This window comes from Microvirga soli (assembly GCF_016734765.1).
In the GTDB taxonomy this organism is placed as follows: Bacteria; Pseudomonadota; Alphaproteobacteria; order Rhizobiales; family Beijerinckiaceae; genus Microvirga; species Microvirga soli.
The window spans coordinates 1-14,578 of the sequence record NZ_JAERQE010000022.1 but is presented as its reverse complement, the minus strand read 5'-3'; the positions used below and the strand labels follow the sequence as shown (position 1 = coordinate 14,578).

General features: G+C 61.5%; 14 protein-coding genes. 12 read left to right on the top strand and 2 right to left on the bottom strand.

Features of this window, described 5'->3' with window-relative positions; all coding sequences use genetic code 11:
* The first annotated feature begins 418 nt into the window (after positions 1-418).
* From JKL45_RS17845 to JKL45_RS17800, 10 genes are all read left to right on the top strand, one after another.
* The gene (locus JKL45_RS17845; RefSeq protein ID WP_201862935.1) at positions 419-1,624 is read left to right on the top strand and encodes an ABC transporter substrate-binding protein; all 1,206 of its coding nucleotides are present in this window, start codon (positions 419-421) and stop codon (positions 1,622-1,624) included.
* 74 nt (positions 1,625-1,698) lie between these two features.
* Positions 1,699-2,553, top strand: a complete 855-nt coding sequence (locus JKL45_RS17840) for a branched-chain amino acid ABC transporter permease (RefSeq protein ID WP_201862934.1) — start codon at positions 1,699-1,701, stop codon at positions 2,551-2,553.
* An 11-nt stretch (positions 2,554-2,564) separates the two neighbouring features.
* On the top strand, positions 2,565-3,560 hold the full coding sequence (locus tag JKL45_RS17835) for a branched-chain amino acid ABC transporter permease (RefSeq protein WP_201862933.1): 996 nt from the start codon (positions 2,565-2,567) through the stop codon (positions 3,558-3,560).
* Complete coding sequence (locus JKL45_RS17830) at positions 3,557-4,330, top strand: ABC transporter ATP-binding protein (RefSeq protein WP_201862932.1); 774 nt, start codon at positions 3,557-3,559, stop codon at positions 4,328-4,330. The genes JKL45_RS17835 and JKL45_RS17830 overlap by 4 nt, the downstream gene beginning before the upstream one ends.
* The gene (locus tag JKL45_RS17825) at positions 4,327-5,037 is read left to right on the top strand and encodes an ABC transporter ATP-binding protein (RefSeq protein WP_201862931.1); all 711 of its coding nucleotides are present in this window, start codon (positions 4,327-4,329) and stop codon (positions 5,035-5,037) included. The genes JKL45_RS17830 and JKL45_RS17825 overlap by 4 nt, the downstream gene beginning before the upstream one ends.
* Before the next feature lie 21 nt (positions 5,038-5,058).
* Positions 5,059-6,312 carry a Zn-dependent hydrolase gene (locus JKL45_RS17820; RefSeq protein WP_201862930.1) on the top strand — a complete coding sequence of 418 codons (1,254 nt, stop codon included), beginning with the start codon at positions 5,059-5,061 and terminating at the stop codon, positions 6,310-6,312.
* Positions 6,313-6,396: 84 nt separating this feature from the next.
* Positions 6,397-7,899, top strand: coding sequence for a M81 family metallopeptidase (locus JKL45_RS17815; RefSeq protein ID WP_201862929.1), 1,503 nt, complete (start codon positions 6,397-6,399; stop codon positions 7,897-7,899).
* Entirely contained in the window at positions 7,896-8,675 is a 780-nt protein-coding gene (locus JKL45_RS17810; protein ID WP_246498629.1) for a FadR/GntR family transcriptional regulator, read from the top strand. Before JKL45_RS17815 ends, JKL45_RS17810 begins: the two co-directional genes overlap by 4 nt.
* Before the next feature lie 86 nt (positions 8,676-8,761).
* The gene (locus tag JKL45_RS17805; RefSeq protein ID WP_036370174.1) at positions 8,762-9,208 is read left to right on the top strand and encodes an Lrp/AsnC family transcriptional regulator; all 447 of its coding nucleotides are present in this window, start codon (positions 8,762-8,764) and stop codon (positions 9,206-9,208) included.
* A 360-nt stretch (positions 9,209-9,568) separates the two neighbouring features.
* Positions 9,569-10,849: a D-amino acid dehydrogenase gene (locus tag JKL45_RS17800; RefSeq protein WP_201862928.1), complete on the top strand. Its 1,281-nt coding sequence runs from the start codon at positions 9,569-9,571 to the stop codon at positions 10,847-10,849.
* Positions 10,850-10,895: 46 nt separating this feature from the next.
* Here the strand turns inward: JKL45_RS17800 and JKL45_RS17795 are convergent, their stop codons facing one another.
* The gene (locus tag JKL45_RS17795) at positions 10,896-11,444 is read right to left on the bottom strand and encodes a cupin domain-containing protein (RefSeq protein ID WP_201862927.1); all 549 of its coding nucleotides are present in this window, start codon (positions 11,442-11,444) and stop codon (positions 10,896-10,898) included.
* A gap of 153 nt (positions 11,445-11,597) precedes the next feature.
* Between JKL45_RS17795 and aptA the strand changes: the two genes are divergently transcribed.
* The gene (gene aptA, locus JKL45_RS17790) at positions 11,598-12,935 is read left to right on the top strand and encodes an omega-aminotransferase AptA (RefSeq protein ID WP_201862926.1); all 1,338 of its coding nucleotides are present in this window, start codon (positions 11,598-11,600) and stop codon (positions 12,933-12,935) included.
* 168 nt (positions 12,936-13,103) lie between these two features.
* On the opposite strand, the gene JKL45_RS17785 is transcribed toward aptA, so the two are convergent.
* Entirely contained in the window at positions 13,104-13,259 is a 156-nt protein-coding gene (locus tag JKL45_RS17785) for a DUF1127 domain-containing protein (protein WP_201862925.1), read from the bottom strand.
* Positions 13,260-13,852: 593 nt separating this feature from the next.
* Between JKL45_RS17785 and JKL45_RS17780 the strand changes: the two genes are divergently transcribed.
* The gene (locus JKL45_RS17780; protein WP_201862924.1) at positions 13,853-14,497 is read left to right on the top strand and encodes a hypothetical protein; all 645 of its coding nucleotides are present in this window, start codon (positions 13,853-13,855) and stop codon (positions 14,495-14,497) included.
* Positions 14,498-14,578 lie beyond the last annotated feature (81 nt).

Genomic DNA, 14,578 nt, shown 5'->3' with positions numbered 1-14,578 from the left:
CGTCGGGCCAGCAGAATAGGTCGGTAGGTGGCGAGATATCGCTCCACCAGCGGATTGAGATATTCCGGCACCTGCCGCTCGTCCACTCGGCCGCCCTTTGTGTCCTCAGCCTCAAGGATGATCCACCCGCTACTGTCAACACGGCGGAAGCTGGTTCCCAGAGTCAGCTCGCCAAAGTTCTTGTGGCGGAGAGGGCGAACCGCGAGCAGGGCTACCATCAGCCCATTGTGGGCCAGGCAAGCGCGTTTCACGACGGGACGACTCTAAGAACGGTGTCTCGCTCGGCTCGGGTCTTACCCGCCCTCGAAGCCCTACTAGTGCCCAGCGACCCGTAGTGGCCATCCCGATGCCCCTTGACAGGCTCAATTCTATAATAACTATTCGTATAAATAGAACAAATAGCCGCCCAGAGGTATCCATGCTCAACCGTCGTGATCTGCTGAAACTCTCATCCGTCGCCGTGGGCTCACTGCTCCTCCCTACGGGGCTCCGGCCGGCCTTCGCTGCCGGCGGGGACATAACCATTGGCGCGCCGCTTCCAATGTCGGGGCCCTTCGCTGCCAATGGTAAGTTTGGCTCCATGGGTACCGCAATGCTTGTTGAGGAGGTCGGCAAGGTCTTAGACCGTAAGCTGAGCTATCTCGAGATCGACACGGAAGGAAAACCGGCCACAGCCGTTCGCAAAGTTCAGGAGGCGATGGAGCGCGGAGTAACGCTGTTCTCCGGCGGCATCCTGTCGTCCGAGGCCCTTGCCATGGGCAAGGAAGTCGCGAAAGGGAAAGGGGTCTTCATCACCACAGCAGGCGCCGATGAGATCACCGGCTCGGAGTGCAACAAGAGTACGTTCCGGTGGAGCGTGCCGACGTTTGGCGCCATCGAGCAGACCGTGCGTCCGCTCATCGAGCAGCTTCCCAACGCGAAGCGCTGGTACACGATCACGCCGCAATACGTGTTCGGCGACGGCCTGCTCAACGCCGCGAAAGCGATCTTCAAGGAGAAGGGGATCGAGCATGTCGGCAACAGCTATCACTCCCTCACGGAAAAAGAATTCAGCGGCTATCTGACCAATGCCATGGCGGCCAAGCCCGATGCTCTCCTCATCCTCAACTTTGGCTCCCAGTCGTCCGATACTCTTCGTCAGGCCGTCAGCTTCGGCATGAAGAATCGCATGACGATCCTGCTGGCTTGGGCTTCGGGACTTGAACAGTTTGAAGCCTTAGGCCCTGAGCTGATGGAGGGCGTCTACTTCGGGGCTCAGTACTGGCACGGCATCGACTCGCCGTTTAACCGCGAGCTGGTCGCCAAGGTGCAGACCAAGCACAAGATGAACCCGAATTACGCCTTCGCCAGCGCCTACCTGACCACGAAGATCCTGATCGACGCGGCCGCGAAGGCAGGAAGCGCGGACGGCCCGGCGGTCACCCAGGCAATGGAGGGCATGAAGTATGCTGGCCTCACAGGCGACGAGGAGATCCGCGCGGCGGACCACCAGGTGATCAAGAACTATTACCTGCTGAAGGGGAAGGCCAAGAGTGCCATGAAGGACAAGGACGACTACGCCGACATCATCAGCTTCGGCAAGTCGTTCCAATCTCCGGAGCAAGCCCAGTGCAAGATGGCCTGACCATCGGCGGGGACGGCACGCGGCCGTCCCCTTTTTCTTGCAACTATTGATTGGCTCCAACGTCAGGTGCCCGAGTGATATATCTGTTTCAGCTGGTGAACGGCATCGGCCTGGGAATGCTCTACTTCCTGCTCGCGGTGGGATTGAGCATCATCTTCGGGCTGCTTCATTTCGTGAATTTCGCCCACGGCACATTTTATCTTCTGGGCGCCTATTTCGTTTATGACATGACCGAGCGCGGCCTAAATTTCTGGGCGGCGCTTCTTGTTGCGCCATTCATCGTTGCGGGGCTCGCGGCCCTGACGGAATCTGTACTGCTGCGGCGCATCTATCACTTGCCGCATACGTTCCACATCCTCGTGACCGTCGGACTCGCCCTGATGGTGCAGGAGCTGGTCATCATCCTTTGGGGGCCGGTGGGCGGCAATGTCTCGACTCCGGGCGCGCTCAGTGGCGTGCTTATGCTGGGCGATTTCATTTATCCTCAGTACCGCCTCTTCGTCATCGGGCTGACCCTCGTGCTTGCCATCGGCCTCTGGTGGCTTCTGGAGGGCACGCGGCTCGGCGCAGTGGTGCGCGCAGGCTCGGAATCGACTGACATGGTCTCGTTGCTCGGCATCGACATCCTGCGGGTGAACACGGCCGTCTTCGCCCTCGGCGCGGGCCTCGCGGGCCTCGCCGGAGCCCTCGCGGCACCGATCCGCGGCGTCGAGCCCTTCATGGGTGTCGAGGCTCTCGGCATCGCCTTCGTGGTCGTCGTCATCGGCGGCATGGGCAGCTACACGGGCGCGCTCATCGCAGGGCTTCTGGTGGGGATCGTGCAGAGCATCATGACGACGCTCTGGCCCGAGGGCGCCCGCTTGATGATCTATCTCGGTATGGGGCTCGTCATCCTGACGATGCCGCGCGGCCTGCTCGGCCGGGCATGAGGGCTGCCATCATGAACCGCGCCTCTCTACATTTTCTTCTCGCTGCTCTTGTGGCCATTGCGCTCCCGCTCTTCATGCGGTCTGGCACGCTTGCGTCCGAGGTGCTGATCTTCGCCATGGCGGCGGCCGCATGCAATCTCCTCCTCGGCTATACAGGTCTTTTATCCTTCGGCCAGGGAATCTTCTTCGGACTCGGGAGCTACGCTGCCGGACTGACCTTGCTGCACACCTCAGTCCCGCTCGCTCTGGCGCTCGTGCTCTCGGCGATCACGGGAGCCGTCGTCGCTACGGGAGTCGGCTGGCTCTCGATCCGCCGGCAAGGCGTCTATTTCGTCATGCTGACGCTCGCCTTCTCCCAGTTCTTCTACTTTCTCGCCTACACGTTCAAGGACATCACCGGCGGCGACAACGGCCTGCTCAATATTCCCCGGCCGGCCATCGGACCCTTCTCTCTGGGAGAGTCCTGGACCTACTACGCCTTCGTGGCGGTGCTCTTTCTACTCCTCTTCGCGGCTCTGCAGCGGGTTGCGAGCTCCACGTTTGGGCGTACCCTGCTGGCAGTTCGCGACAACGAGGAACGCGCGCGCGCCATCGGCTTCCCCGTCCGCAACTTCAAGATCACGGCCTTTGCAATCTCCGGCGCGGTGACAGGGCTTGCCGGCGCGCTCCATGCTCTCCTCATCGGCGTCGCGCCTCTGTCGAACATCGATTACCACATGAGCGAGAGCATCCTGATCATGACGATTATCGGCGGCACCGGAAACCTGTTCGCCTCCGTGCTTGGAGCAGGGTTCTACGTGATCGTCTCGGATCTGCTCTCGTCGATCTGGCCGCGCTGGCTTCTCCTTCTCGGCGGGCTCCTCATCGTGGTAGCGCTCTTCATGCAGAAGGGTCTTTGGGGCCTCCTCGAACGGCTGGTCGAGGCCCTGCCCATGGGCCGCAAGTCGTCCATCAACTCCTCCATCGAACCGCCCATCCAGCCGGAATCCGAGGGGAGGGGTATATGAGCACCCAGACTCCGATCCTTGCAGCCGACAAACTCAGCGTCCGATATGGCAGCTTCCTCGCCCTCTCGGACGTCACCCTGTCGATTAAGCCCAACACGATTCATTCCGTGATCGGCCCGAACGGAGCAGGAAAGACCACCCTGTTCCATGCCCTCACCGGCCGCGTGCGAGCATCGAGCGGGCAGATCACTCTCGACGGACGGGACATCACCCATGTGTCCGACGACAAGAGGGTGCCTCTGGGCATCGCGCGCTCCTTCCAAGTGACGAGCCTGTTCCAGAACCTGAACGTTCGCGAGAACCTGCGCCTGGCGGCTCAGGGGCGCAATCCTCTTCAGGCTCTCGCACCCTGGCGTGGAGTCGATCCGCGTGACCACGCGCTCGCCGTCGCGGGCGAAGTGATGGAGCGCCTAGAGCTGACCCATGTGTCGGACAGGGCGGCGGGCGAACTCTCACACGGGCAGCAGCGGCGGCTCGAAGTCGGGATGGCGGTCGCCGCGAAGCCGCGGCTGATCCTACTCGACGAACCGACATCCGGAATGGGCATCGACGACGTAGAGGCGATGAAGGCCCTGATCCGCAATCTGGGCCGCGACCACACGGTGCTCTTCATCGAGCACAACATGGGCATCGTCATGAACATCAGCGACACCGTGACGGTTATGCGTGCGGGGCGCGTGCTGGTAGAGGGGCCACCTGCCGTGGTGCGAGACGATCCGGAAGTGCGGCGCGCCTATCTCGGTAACATGATCACGGGTGATATCGCATGACCACGGCATTGCTCGAGATCGAAAACGTGCATGGCTATTACGGCAAGAGCCATATCCTTCAGGGAGTGAACCTCGAGGTGCGGGCTGGCGAGGTTGTAACGCTGCTCGGCCGGAACGGGGCCGGGAAGACATCGACCCTGAAGAGCATCAGCGGCCTGCTCTCGCCGAGCGACGGACGCGTGCGCTTCGCCGGAACGGACGTCACGGGATGGCGTCCTCACAAAATCGCTCAACGCGGCCTCGCCCTTGTACCCGAAAACCGCGGCATCTTTGGATTGCTCACCGTCGAGGAGAACCTGCGCATCGCGGAGCGGAAGGGCTCACCTTGGTCGCTGAAGGACGTATACAGGATCTTCCCGCGCCTCGAAGAGCGCCGCCGCAACGGAGGCGGCCAGCTCTCTGGCGGCGAGCAGCAGATGTTGTCGATTGCCCGGGCCCTTCTCAATGCGCCGAAGCTACTGATGCTAGACGAGCCCGTCGAAGGACTGGCTCCCGTCATCGTCGATGAGATCGTCGACCAGATCAAGAAGATCCGCGCGACCGGTGTACCGATCCTGCTCGTCGAGCAGAACCTTGCCGTCTGCACCGAACTCGCCGACCGCCATTACATCTTGGAGCTCGGCCGTGTCGTCTACCACGGCACGCATGACGAGTTCGCGGCCGATGAGGCGACGAAGGACCGCTACCTGGGCGTGAAGGCCCACTGACCCCGCGATTTGGTAAAATCAATGATTCCCAATCTTCAGATCAATCCTCAGCGTCTCTGGGACAGTTTGATGGAAACTGCCAGGATCGGCGGAACCGCGAAGGGTGGCGTGTCGCGCCTTACCCTTACGGATGCCGACAGGCAGGTGCGCGACTGGCTGAAAAGTGAATGTGAGAGGCTCGGCTGCACTGTGACCGTCGACGAGGTCGGCAACATGTTCGCCGTTCGCCCCGGCAGGCGCGCCGACCTTCCTCCCATCGCGATTGGCAGCCACCTCGACACGCAGCCCACGGGCGGAAAGTTCGACGGGATTCTCGGGGTGCTTGGCGGCCTGGAGGTGTTCAAGGCCCTTCAGGATTCCGACTATGAGACGAACGCACCTCTCATGCTGGTGAACTGGACCAATGAGGAGGGTTCGCGCTTCGCACCCGCGATGCTCGGGTCCGGCGTCTATGCGGGGGTCTTCGACCGGACCTATGCAGACAGCCGGGAAGATCGTCAGGGCGTCACGTTCGGCGATGCCATCGAGGCGATCGGCTATCGGGGCGCCACCAAGGCCGGATCGGTCACGTTCGGAGCGATGTTCGAACTGCATATTGAGCAGGGCCCCATCCTCGAACAGGAGGAGAAGATCATCGGAGTCGTCGAAGGCGTCCAAGGCATGCGCTGGTACGAGATCTCCGTCACAGGAAGAGAAGCGCATACAGGCTCGACCCCGATGCCCATGCGGCACGACGCCCTCGTGGGGGCGGCACGGCTTATCGATCGGGTTGAGGGCATTGCCCTGGAGCATGCTCCTTCCGCTGTGGGCTCCGTTGGACTGATCGAAGTTCAGCCCAATTCGCGAAACGTCGTGCCGGGTCACGTGTTCTTCACGGTGGATTTCCGCCATCCGCAGGATGACGTCCTCGACATCATGGAGCGCAAGCTCCTGGCCGCGATCGACGAGATGGCCGGCAGGGGAAGCCTCGGTATGGAATTCAAGAAGGTCTGGGAATCGCCCGCCGTCAGGTTCGATACCGATTGCCTGGCTTCCGTGAAAAAGAGCGTGCAGGCAGCTGGGTATCCGGCGCGCGACATGATCTCGGGCGCAGGTCACGATGCGGCCTACATCGCCCGTGTCGCGCCGACCGCCATGATCTTCGTGCCCTGTGCGGGCGGGCTGAGCCACAACGAGGAAGAAAGCACCTCCTTCGAGGAATGCGCTGCCGGGGTGCAGGTGCTCCTCGGCGCTGTTCTCGACTACGACGAGCGCGGGACGGAACGCCTGAGTTGACGCATCTCGAACCAACCGCTCCGGGTTCGTCCGGATGCATGGACTTCATGGCGCTGGCCGGCGCCTTCACAAGGATAGACAGGCATGCGCTTCGTTGTCGCCCGCATGAATCATGAAACCAACACGTTCTCGCCGGTGCCGACGCCGCTTGCATCCTTTGCTCCCCGCTGGGGAGCGGATGCCCTGCAAGCCGGCAGGGGATCGCGCACGGCCATGGGGGCCTTTCTCGCCTCTGCGGAAGAGCGCGGGGCAGAGGTGGCGACGCCGGTCTTCGCCACCGCCAACCCGAGTGGTCCCGTGGCGGACGACGCCTTCGAGGCCATGGCGGCAGCCATTGTCGACGCGGTCCGGAATGGATGTGACGCCGTTCTCCTAGATCTTCACGGGGCGATGGTGACCGAGAGCTTAGAGGATGGAGAGGGCGAGCTCCTCGCCCGCATCCGTACCGTCGCGCCCGACGTGCCGCTCGGCGTCGCCCTCGACCTCCACGGCAATATCACTGAACGAATGGTTGCGAATGCCGACGTGCTCGTCGGCTTCAAGACCTATCCGCATGTGGACATGTACGAAACCGGTGCTCATGCGGTGCGGCTCGTTGGACGCATGCTCGACGAGGGGCTGGCGCCGAAGCGGGCCTGGTGCCATCCGCCACAACTGGCCCATACCTTGAAGATGAACACTGGCGCTCCCGGAGCCATGCAGGATGCAATCAAGGCTGCGAGAGCCGCGGAGGAGAGGCCAGGCGTGCTGGCTGTCAGCGTTTTCGGCGGCTTTCCCATCGCCGACATCGCGGATGCCGGTGTATCGGTGATCACGGTCGCGGAAACGGCCGATCTCGCCGCAGAGGCCGCGCGCGAGATCGGCGGCCTCTTGTGGGAACGCCGAGCCGAGTTCGTGTACCACGAGGAGCCGCTCCACCAGTCGGTCGCCGCGGCGCGCGCCGCCGCCGAAGGAGCGGGGCAAGGCCCCGTGCTGCTGCTCGATCATGGAGACAACTGCATGTCCGGGGGCACCTGCGACACTATGGACGTACTCGACGAGGCGCTGGCGCAGGAGCTCGACGACATCGTCGTTGGTCCAATCTGCGATCCTGAAGCCGTGGCGGCGATGATAGCCGCAGGAGTCGGCGCCCGGATCGACATTGGGATCGGAAACCGCGTGGCGATGCCGCGCATCGGCGTCTCCAAGCGCCCGCTGGAGCTCGCCGGGGTAATTCGCGTTCTGGGCGACGGCGAATATACGATCAGCGGGCCGACCTATACGGGCATGCGCTGCCTCATGGGGCGTGCTGCCGTGCTGGACACCGGCCGGGCGCGGGTACTCGTCACCGAGCAGCCTCACGAGCCTTGGGACCTTGCAGTGTTCACGAGCGTCGGTCTCGACCCCCGTGCGTGCCGCTACCTGATCCTGAAATCCCGCATGTATTGCCGTCCCATGTTCGAGCCCATCGCGAGGGCCGTCGTCGAGTGTGCGAGCCGTGGGGTGACGAGCTCTGACTACGAGTTATTTCATTTCGAAAAGCTCGCCCGCCCGGTATATCCTCTCCAGGAAGATATCCCGTGGAAACCTGAGGCGGTTCGACTATGAGAAGCGACAATGAAGGCGTTCTGGCCCGCGGGCGCGGACGGATGCAGCGCACGAAACTCTCGGATCAGATCGCCGAAGACCTGAGGCGCTGGATCGCACGGGAGGGCCTTAAGCCGGGTGACCGGCTCCCCAACGAGAAGACCCTGATGCAGCATTACGGCTGCGCGAAGGGTACTCTTCGCGAAGCGCTGAAGGCCCTTGAAGTCCAGGGGCTTGTGAAGATGCAGACTGGCCCGAACGGCGGCGCTGAGATTCAACCCGTTTCCATCGACGCGGCCATGCAGCAGTTGCGCAGCTACCTCCATTTCCAAGTGTTGGATTTCGAACAAATCTACGTGCTTCGACGCGGCCTTGAGGTTTCTCTCGCGGAAAGCGTCGTCGGTCGCCTGACGGAGGACCAGTTGCAGAGGCTCGAGACCAATATCGAGCAATGCGTCGAAGCCCGCGACAGCGGCGACCGTGTCACGGGCCGTCGGCTCGAGATTGAATTCCACGACATTCTCTGCGAGAGCTGCGACAATCCTCTGCTCGCCTTCATCTGCCGTTTCCTGAACGGGCTCCTGCGCGATCTCGTCGAGTTCCGCAGCGACCGCTACGACGAGCACGAGGCTTTTGGTCAGCACAACGTGGCGAGCCACCGGGATCTCGTGGCGGCCTTCCGAGTCAAGGATCGCAGTGGCGTCAGCCGGATCATGCGCGAGCACATGTGCTGCGCGGAAAGCTTCATGCAGCGCCTCGATGCATCATTCCGCTCCGATTTGCTGAGCACCGGCTGAGATCGGTCACTTTGCGCAGGCGACTGAGCTGTGCGATGACGCCGTCTCAGTTGCAGTCGTTCAATGTCACCGATCCTTGAGCCGCCATGGACGCGATAGACCAGCGCATCATCAGCATTCTCCGAACCGACGGCCGTATCACGAATGCCGACTTGGCCGAGAAGGTCGGGTTATCTCCGTCGGCGTGCCTGCGTCGTGTTCGGCTTCTTGAGGAGAGCGGAACGATCCGCGGATATTCCGCACTAATCAATGATCGGGCCGCAGCATCGGAAACGGTCGTCATCGTGCAGATCACCCTGGAACGGCAGACGGACGAGTATCTCAGGCGCTTCGAGAAGGCCGCCTGCCAATGTCCTGACATCCGGGAGTGCTATCTCATGACCGGAACGTCGGACTACCTTCTCCGTGTGGCCGTGCCCGACGCGGCGAGCTACGAGCGCATTCACACGGACGTACTATCCTGCCTGCCGGGCGTCGCCCGTATTCAATCGAGTTTCGCGATCCGGGCTGTAATCAAGCCGCCGGATCTTTAATGCTCAATCCGGACACGAGCGGCAGCCACATGGCTGACCTTGGCTTTCCTTGAGGAAGATTGCAGGACGTTATCCATAAGGACAGGAAGTTCGATTGCATCGAATTTTATAAAGCCGTCATCAGGCAAATACGCGAATCCTACGACGCTTCGGCAGGATGTTCAGGACGATTTACGTCACTTTAGGGCATCCTTAGAGGTGCGCGCAGTGCAGCTTTTCCGTTCGATGCCTTTTGCAGTGGCTCATTCTGTCCCGCCGGCGACGGCTTCTGGCCGTTCCGGCACGATCGGCTACGAACTGCTCAACAGCTTAGGTGCCCGCTACTACCGTCAGTACATCCATTCTTGAGGGTTACACACCATGCGCGTTCTCGTTCTCGGCAGCGGCGTCGTCGGCGTCACGTCCGCCTACTATCTCGCCAGGCAAGGTCATGAGGTGACAGTGGTGGACCGCCAGCCCGCCGCCGGCATGGAGACGAGCTTTGCCAATGCAGGACAGGTCTCACCCGGCTACTCCGCTCCGTGGGCGGCTCCGGGCATTCCGATTAAGGCGATGAAGTGGCTGCTGATGAAGCACCGGCCGCTGGTGCTCTGGCCCCGCACCGAGTTGCGCCTTTGGGGCTGGCTCGCCCATATGCTAGCCAACTGCACCGAGGACGCCTACCGACGCAACAAGAGCCGGATGGTCGCTCTCGCCGAATACAGCCGAGACTGCCTGCGCGAGCTACGGCAGGAGACCGGCATCACCTATGACCATCGGGAGCAGGGGCTACTTCAGCTGTTACGCACGCAAAAGCAGCTTGACGGGATCGGGGAGGACACGGCTGTTCTCGATGCCTATGGCGTGCCCTACGAAATCCTTGACCCCACAGGATGTGTCAGTGTCGAACCGGCGCTGGGTCTGGTGAGCGGCAAGGTCGCTGGAGGCCTGCGCCTCCTGGGCGACGAAACCGGGGATGCTCACCTGTTCACGCAGCGGCTGGCTGCCCTTGCGGAGCAGCTGGGAGTCCGGTTCCGATACGGCACATCGGTCCAGAGGCTGCTCACCGACGGCGATCGCATTGCCGGCGTGCAGATCAGCGGCGATGAGGTGCTCACTGCGGATGCCTATGTGGCGGCCATGGGCAGCTTTACGCCCCATCTGGTGAAGCCCTTGGGTATTCACCTGCCGGTGTATCCGGTGAAGGGCTACTCGTTGACCATGCCGATCATTAACCCGGACGCAGCGCCGGTCTCGACCGTGATGGACGAGACCTTCAAGGTCGGGATCACCCGCCTGGGCGACCGGATCCGGGTTGGCGGAACGGCGGAACTGGCCGGCTTCAGCCAGCGCCTACGGGGGCCGCGGCGGGCGACACTTGAGCACTCGGTTACTGACCTCTTTCCGCAGGGCGGCGACGTCAGGCAAGGCAGCTTCTGGACGGGACTGCGGCCGATGACGCCAGACGGCACTCCGGTGGTCGGCCCGACACGATACAAGAACCTATACACGAACACCGGTCATGGCACCCTTGGTTGGACGATGGCCTGCGGCTCCGGGCGTGTGCTCGCCGACCTGATCTCTAACCGGGTTCCGGAGGTTTCTCACAAGTATCTCGCCGCCGATCGTTACAGGGACGAGTGGCGCTTCCAAGCCGCGTAAACCTACCTAACGCCAGCCGCTTCAAGGTTGGACGCCCCTCACAAAGTCAGAAGGTCGGCGGTGTGCAGGCGCTGACGACCTCGCAGGGCACCGGACCGACGCAGCGGAACCGGTGGGGCCGCCAGCTCTCGAAGTAGTACGCATCACCTGGCCCCAGGATTCGCCGCTCGCCCTCGACCGTGACCTCCAGCCTTCCGCTCAGGATGATCCCGCCCTCCTCACCGTGGTGCGTGAGGGGAACCTTGCCGGTATCCGCGCCGGGTTCGTAGCGTTCCTTCAGGATCTGAAGCGCACGACCGAACAGGTTGTTGCCGATTTGGCGGTACGAGATCTTGCCCTTGCCGATCTCGACCAGTTCTTCCCCGCGATAGAAGGCCTGCTTCGGCTTCTCCGGCTCCAGCGCAAAGAACTCCGCCAGTCCGATTGGGATGCCGTCGAGGATGCGCTTCAACGCACCGACCGAGGGATTGGTCTGGTTGGACTCGATCAGCGAAATGGTCGAGTTGGTAATCCCCGCGCGTTTGGCAAGCTCACGCTGGGACAGGTTGTGCAGCCCGCGGACATAGCGGAGTCGTCCGCCCAGATCAAATTCCATCGCAGCCCCGTGCCCCATGTGTTTGAGTTGTTCTGAATAAGACAAACACACTCGTTAGCTCCAAGCAATATCAGTCACTTAGCAGAACAAAGAAAAGGACTTGTTGGGTTCCTTCGATCATGGCCATGCTGCTCTAGCGAAAGGAACCCGGTCATGAACGCTCCCCAGAGACCAAATAGCTTCCAGCTCGACAGCTACTGGATGCCTTTTACGGCTAACCGCCAGTTCAAGGCCTCGCCTCGCCTGCTCACGCGGGCCGAAGGGATGTACTACACGAGCGATGACAACCGTCAGGTCCTCGACGGCACCGCAGGTCTGTGGTGCGTGAACGCCGGTCATGGCCGCCGCGAAATTGCTGACGCAGTGGGCCGGCAACTCTCCACCATGGACTATGCCCCATCCTTCCAGATGGGCCATCCTATTGCCTTCGAGTTCGCGGAACGTCTGGCCGAGATCGCGCCAGGTGGACCGAGCGCAGGCCTCGACCGTGTGTTCTTCACCGGGTCCGGATCGGAATCTGTCGATACGGCACTCAAGATGGCCGTCGCCTATCAGCGTGCGATTGGTCAGGGCACGAGAACACGATTTATTGGACGTGAGCGCGGCTACCATGGGGTCGGCTTCGGGGGCATCACCGTTGGCGGCATTCTGAACAATCGCCGCGTGTTCCCGCAGCTTCCTGGTGCGGATCATCTGCGGCACACCCACGATCCGGCACGCAATGCCTTCGTGAAGGGCCAGCCCGAGCATGGTGCTGAACTTGCCGATGATCTTGAGCGTCTTGTTGCCCTACATGGGGTGGAAACGATTGCAGCCGTTATCGTCGAGCCCGTAGCCGGCTCCACTGGCGTTCTCATTCCGCCTAAGGGCTATCTCGAGCGGCTGCGAGCAATCTGCGACAAGCACGGCATCCTGTTGATCTTCGACGAGGTCATCACGGGCTTCGGCCGTCTTGGCGCACCGTTCGCGGTGGACCACTTCGGCGTCATTCCGGACCTCGTGACGGCAGCGAAAGGGCTGACCAATGGGGCCATTCCGATGGGTGCCGTGTTTGCCAGCCGGAAGGTCCATGACGCGCTGATGCACGGGCCCGAGAACCAGATCGAACTCTTCCACGGCTACACGTACTCCGGTCATCCGGCCGCTTGTGCTGCGGGACTGGCGACCCTCTCGATCTATCGCGAAGAAGGCCTGCTCACCCGGGCGGCGGAGATTGAGACCTACTGGCATGATGCCATCCACAGGCTGAAGGGACTGCCGAACGTCATCGACATTCGCACCATTGGTCTGATTGCGGGCATCGAGTTGGGCAGCCGTGCCGGAACTCCAGGCAGCAGGGCCTATGATGCTTTCGTTGATTGCTTTGAGAGAGGTCTGTTGATCCGTGTCACAGGCGACATCATCGCGCTATCGCCGCCCCTGCTCATCGAGACCTCTCAGATCGACACCATCATTGACACCTTGTCTGATGCCTTAAGGCGGGTCGACTGAATTGCATGTCGGCGAGCCGAACTGATTTCAGCACATAACCAATGGGGCCGTATCCTGATTAGGACGCGGCCCCATTCGTATCTTCTTTGTTGAGGGGGCAGGTTGTGGACCCGTCAAGTAAACGCCCGCCATAGGGAGGGCACGTCTTTGAGCGAAAACCGTGGCTACTTACGCGAAGGCGCCCTCGCGGGCCACGCGGGCGATATCGAAACGGGCAACGCCCAAATCGGCCAACTCATGATCAGAGAGTTCCGACAATTCCCGTACGGTCTGACGGTAGAGCTGGTAGGCGCGGATCTTGGACAAGATGTAGGTAACGAACATGTAATTTCCCCAGCAGGTGGCTGGCCATAGTGACCAACAATCATTGCTCTTGTTGCGACGCAGCATATAGGGGTGCGCAGACGCCTTGAGGAACAGGGATTCCTGAGGGCACTTATGCTTTAGTAGCATATCAACGGGTTCGACAACGATGAACCTGCCAGACTGCAAAATATCGTGGGGCGGTCCTTCGCTCTTGTGTTTTGATGTTGAGCACCGTGGTTATCTGCTCGATGGGATCATCCTGATTGTGCGAGCGCCGCGGTTCAAGTTACGTCAGTATTAGTGAGCAGGACTGTTCATTTAGTAGAGCTAGCAAAAAACAGCAATCTTCTACCTGGCGAACCACTGCCGGCATACGTGCCCTTTATCACCGGACCGAGTGTGCTTGCCCGGTCCAACGCCTCCCGCAGATCGCTCTCCCGCACGGCGACCTTTAGGCTGTGACCAAAACAGCTGGGTGGTGTAGCCTGGAAGCCCAACGTGAGCCTACTTATTGTGGAATGACCTACCCTTGGAGTTCGCGATAGAGTTCACGGGGAACGTGTTGTGGGGCTGGAACAATGAAGGGGCTGAGGGGCGGGACCATCGCAGGTATGATCCTGGCTGCCTGTGCGCCCGCTCAAGCCGCTGACATTAAGGTCATCTCAGAAAAGGAGCTCACGGTTGTTTCGGTCGCGGGCGGACGCAACTTCCGGGACGAGGAAGCCTTCGCAGATACAGTTCTGCGCCTCAAAGACGCTGTGGTGGTGTTCGATAGTGTCGGGGGCAACCTCGTTGCGGGGATAGAGATTGGCAAGGCTATCCGGCTAAAGGGGTTCAACACCCTTGTTTTGGACGACGCGCTGTGTGCCTCCGCCTGTGCGCTGGCCTGGCTGGGCGGCAAGACGCGCTGGGCAGCGCCTCGGGCAAAGATTGCAGTCCACGCCGCCTGGATGTTCAAAAACGGCAAGAAGCAAGAGACGGGTTCCGGAAATGCCCTCGTCGGCGCGTATCTGAACACCCTTGGGCTGACGGACGAGGCCATCGTTTTCATCACCAGCGCGGCCCCGGATGAGGCCGAGTTCCTGAGCTTCCAGAAGGCTGAAGCCCTTGGCATCGCTGTGAAGCAGTTTGGCGCGGGACCCGAGCCCCAGCAGGCCGCAACGAAGGCCGAGCCAGAGCTGTCAAAACCGGTAGTGTCTGCTGAGCCGGATGCCCGTTACTACGATCCCAGTGCACGGACAGTCAAACTTGGATGACAATTGGATTGCGCCCTTTGGAGTGTGCAGTGATCATGCCGCGGGATTGACCGTCTGGCGGGCGTGTTGATCCTCAAACTG

What these genes read in the sequence shown, in the direction of transcription:
- JKL45_RS17825 (WP_201862931.1), top strand. Translation starts at nt 4,327, where the DNA reads ATGACCACGGCATTGCTCGAGATCGAAAACGTGCATGGCTATTACGGC.
- JKL45_RS17780 (WP_201862924.1), top strand. Translation starts at nt 13,853, where the DNA reads ATGATCCTGGCTGCCTGTGCGCCCGCTCAAGCCGCTGACATTAAGGTC.
- JKL45_RS17800 (WP_201862928.1), top strand. Translation starts at nt 9,569, where the DNA reads ATGCGCGTTCTCGTTCTCGGCAGCGGCGTCGTCGGCGTCACGTCCGCC.
- JKL45_RS17835 (WP_201862933.1), top strand. Translation starts at nt 2,565, where the DNA reads ATGAACCGCGCCTCTCTACATTTTCTTCTCGCTGCTCTTGTGGCCATT.
- JKL45_RS17805 (WP_036370174.1), top strand. Translation starts at nt 8,762, where the DNA reads ATGGACGCGATAGACCAGCGCATCATCAGCATTCTCCGAACCGACGGC.
- JKL45_RS17815 (WP_201862929.1), top strand. Translation starts at nt 6,397, where the DNA reads ATGCGCTTCGTTGTCGCCCGCATGAATCATGAAACCAACACGTTCTCG.
- JKL45_RS17830 (WP_201862932.1), top strand. Translation starts at nt 3,557, where the DNA reads ATGAGCACCCAGACTCCGATCCTTGCAGCCGACAAACTCAGCGTCCGA.
- JKL45_RS17820 (WP_201862930.1), top strand. Translation starts at nt 5,059, where the DNA reads ATGATTCCCAATCTTCAGATCAATCCTCAGCGTCTCTGGGACAGTTTG.
- JKL45_RS17810 (WP_246498629.1), top strand. Translation starts at nt 7,896, where the DNA reads ATGAGAAGCGACAATGAAGGCGTTCTGGCCCGCGGGCGCGGACGGATG.
- aptA (WP_201862926.1), top strand. Translation starts at nt 11,598, where the DNA reads ATGAACGCTCCCCAGAGACCAAATAGCTTCCAGCTCGACAGCTACTGG.
- JKL45_RS17845 (WP_201862935.1), top strand. Translation starts at nt 419, where the DNA reads ATGCTCAACCGTCGTGATCTGCTGAAACTCTCATCCGTCGCCGTGGGC.
- JKL45_RS17795 (WP_201862927.1), bottom strand. Translation starts at nt 11,444, where the DNA reads ATGGAATTTGATCTGGGCGGACGACTCCGCTATGTCCGCGGGCTGCAC.
- JKL45_RS17785 (WP_201862925.1), bottom strand. Translation starts at nt 13,259, where the DNA reads ATGTTCGTTACCTACATCTTGTCCAAGATCCGCGCCTACCAGCTCTAC.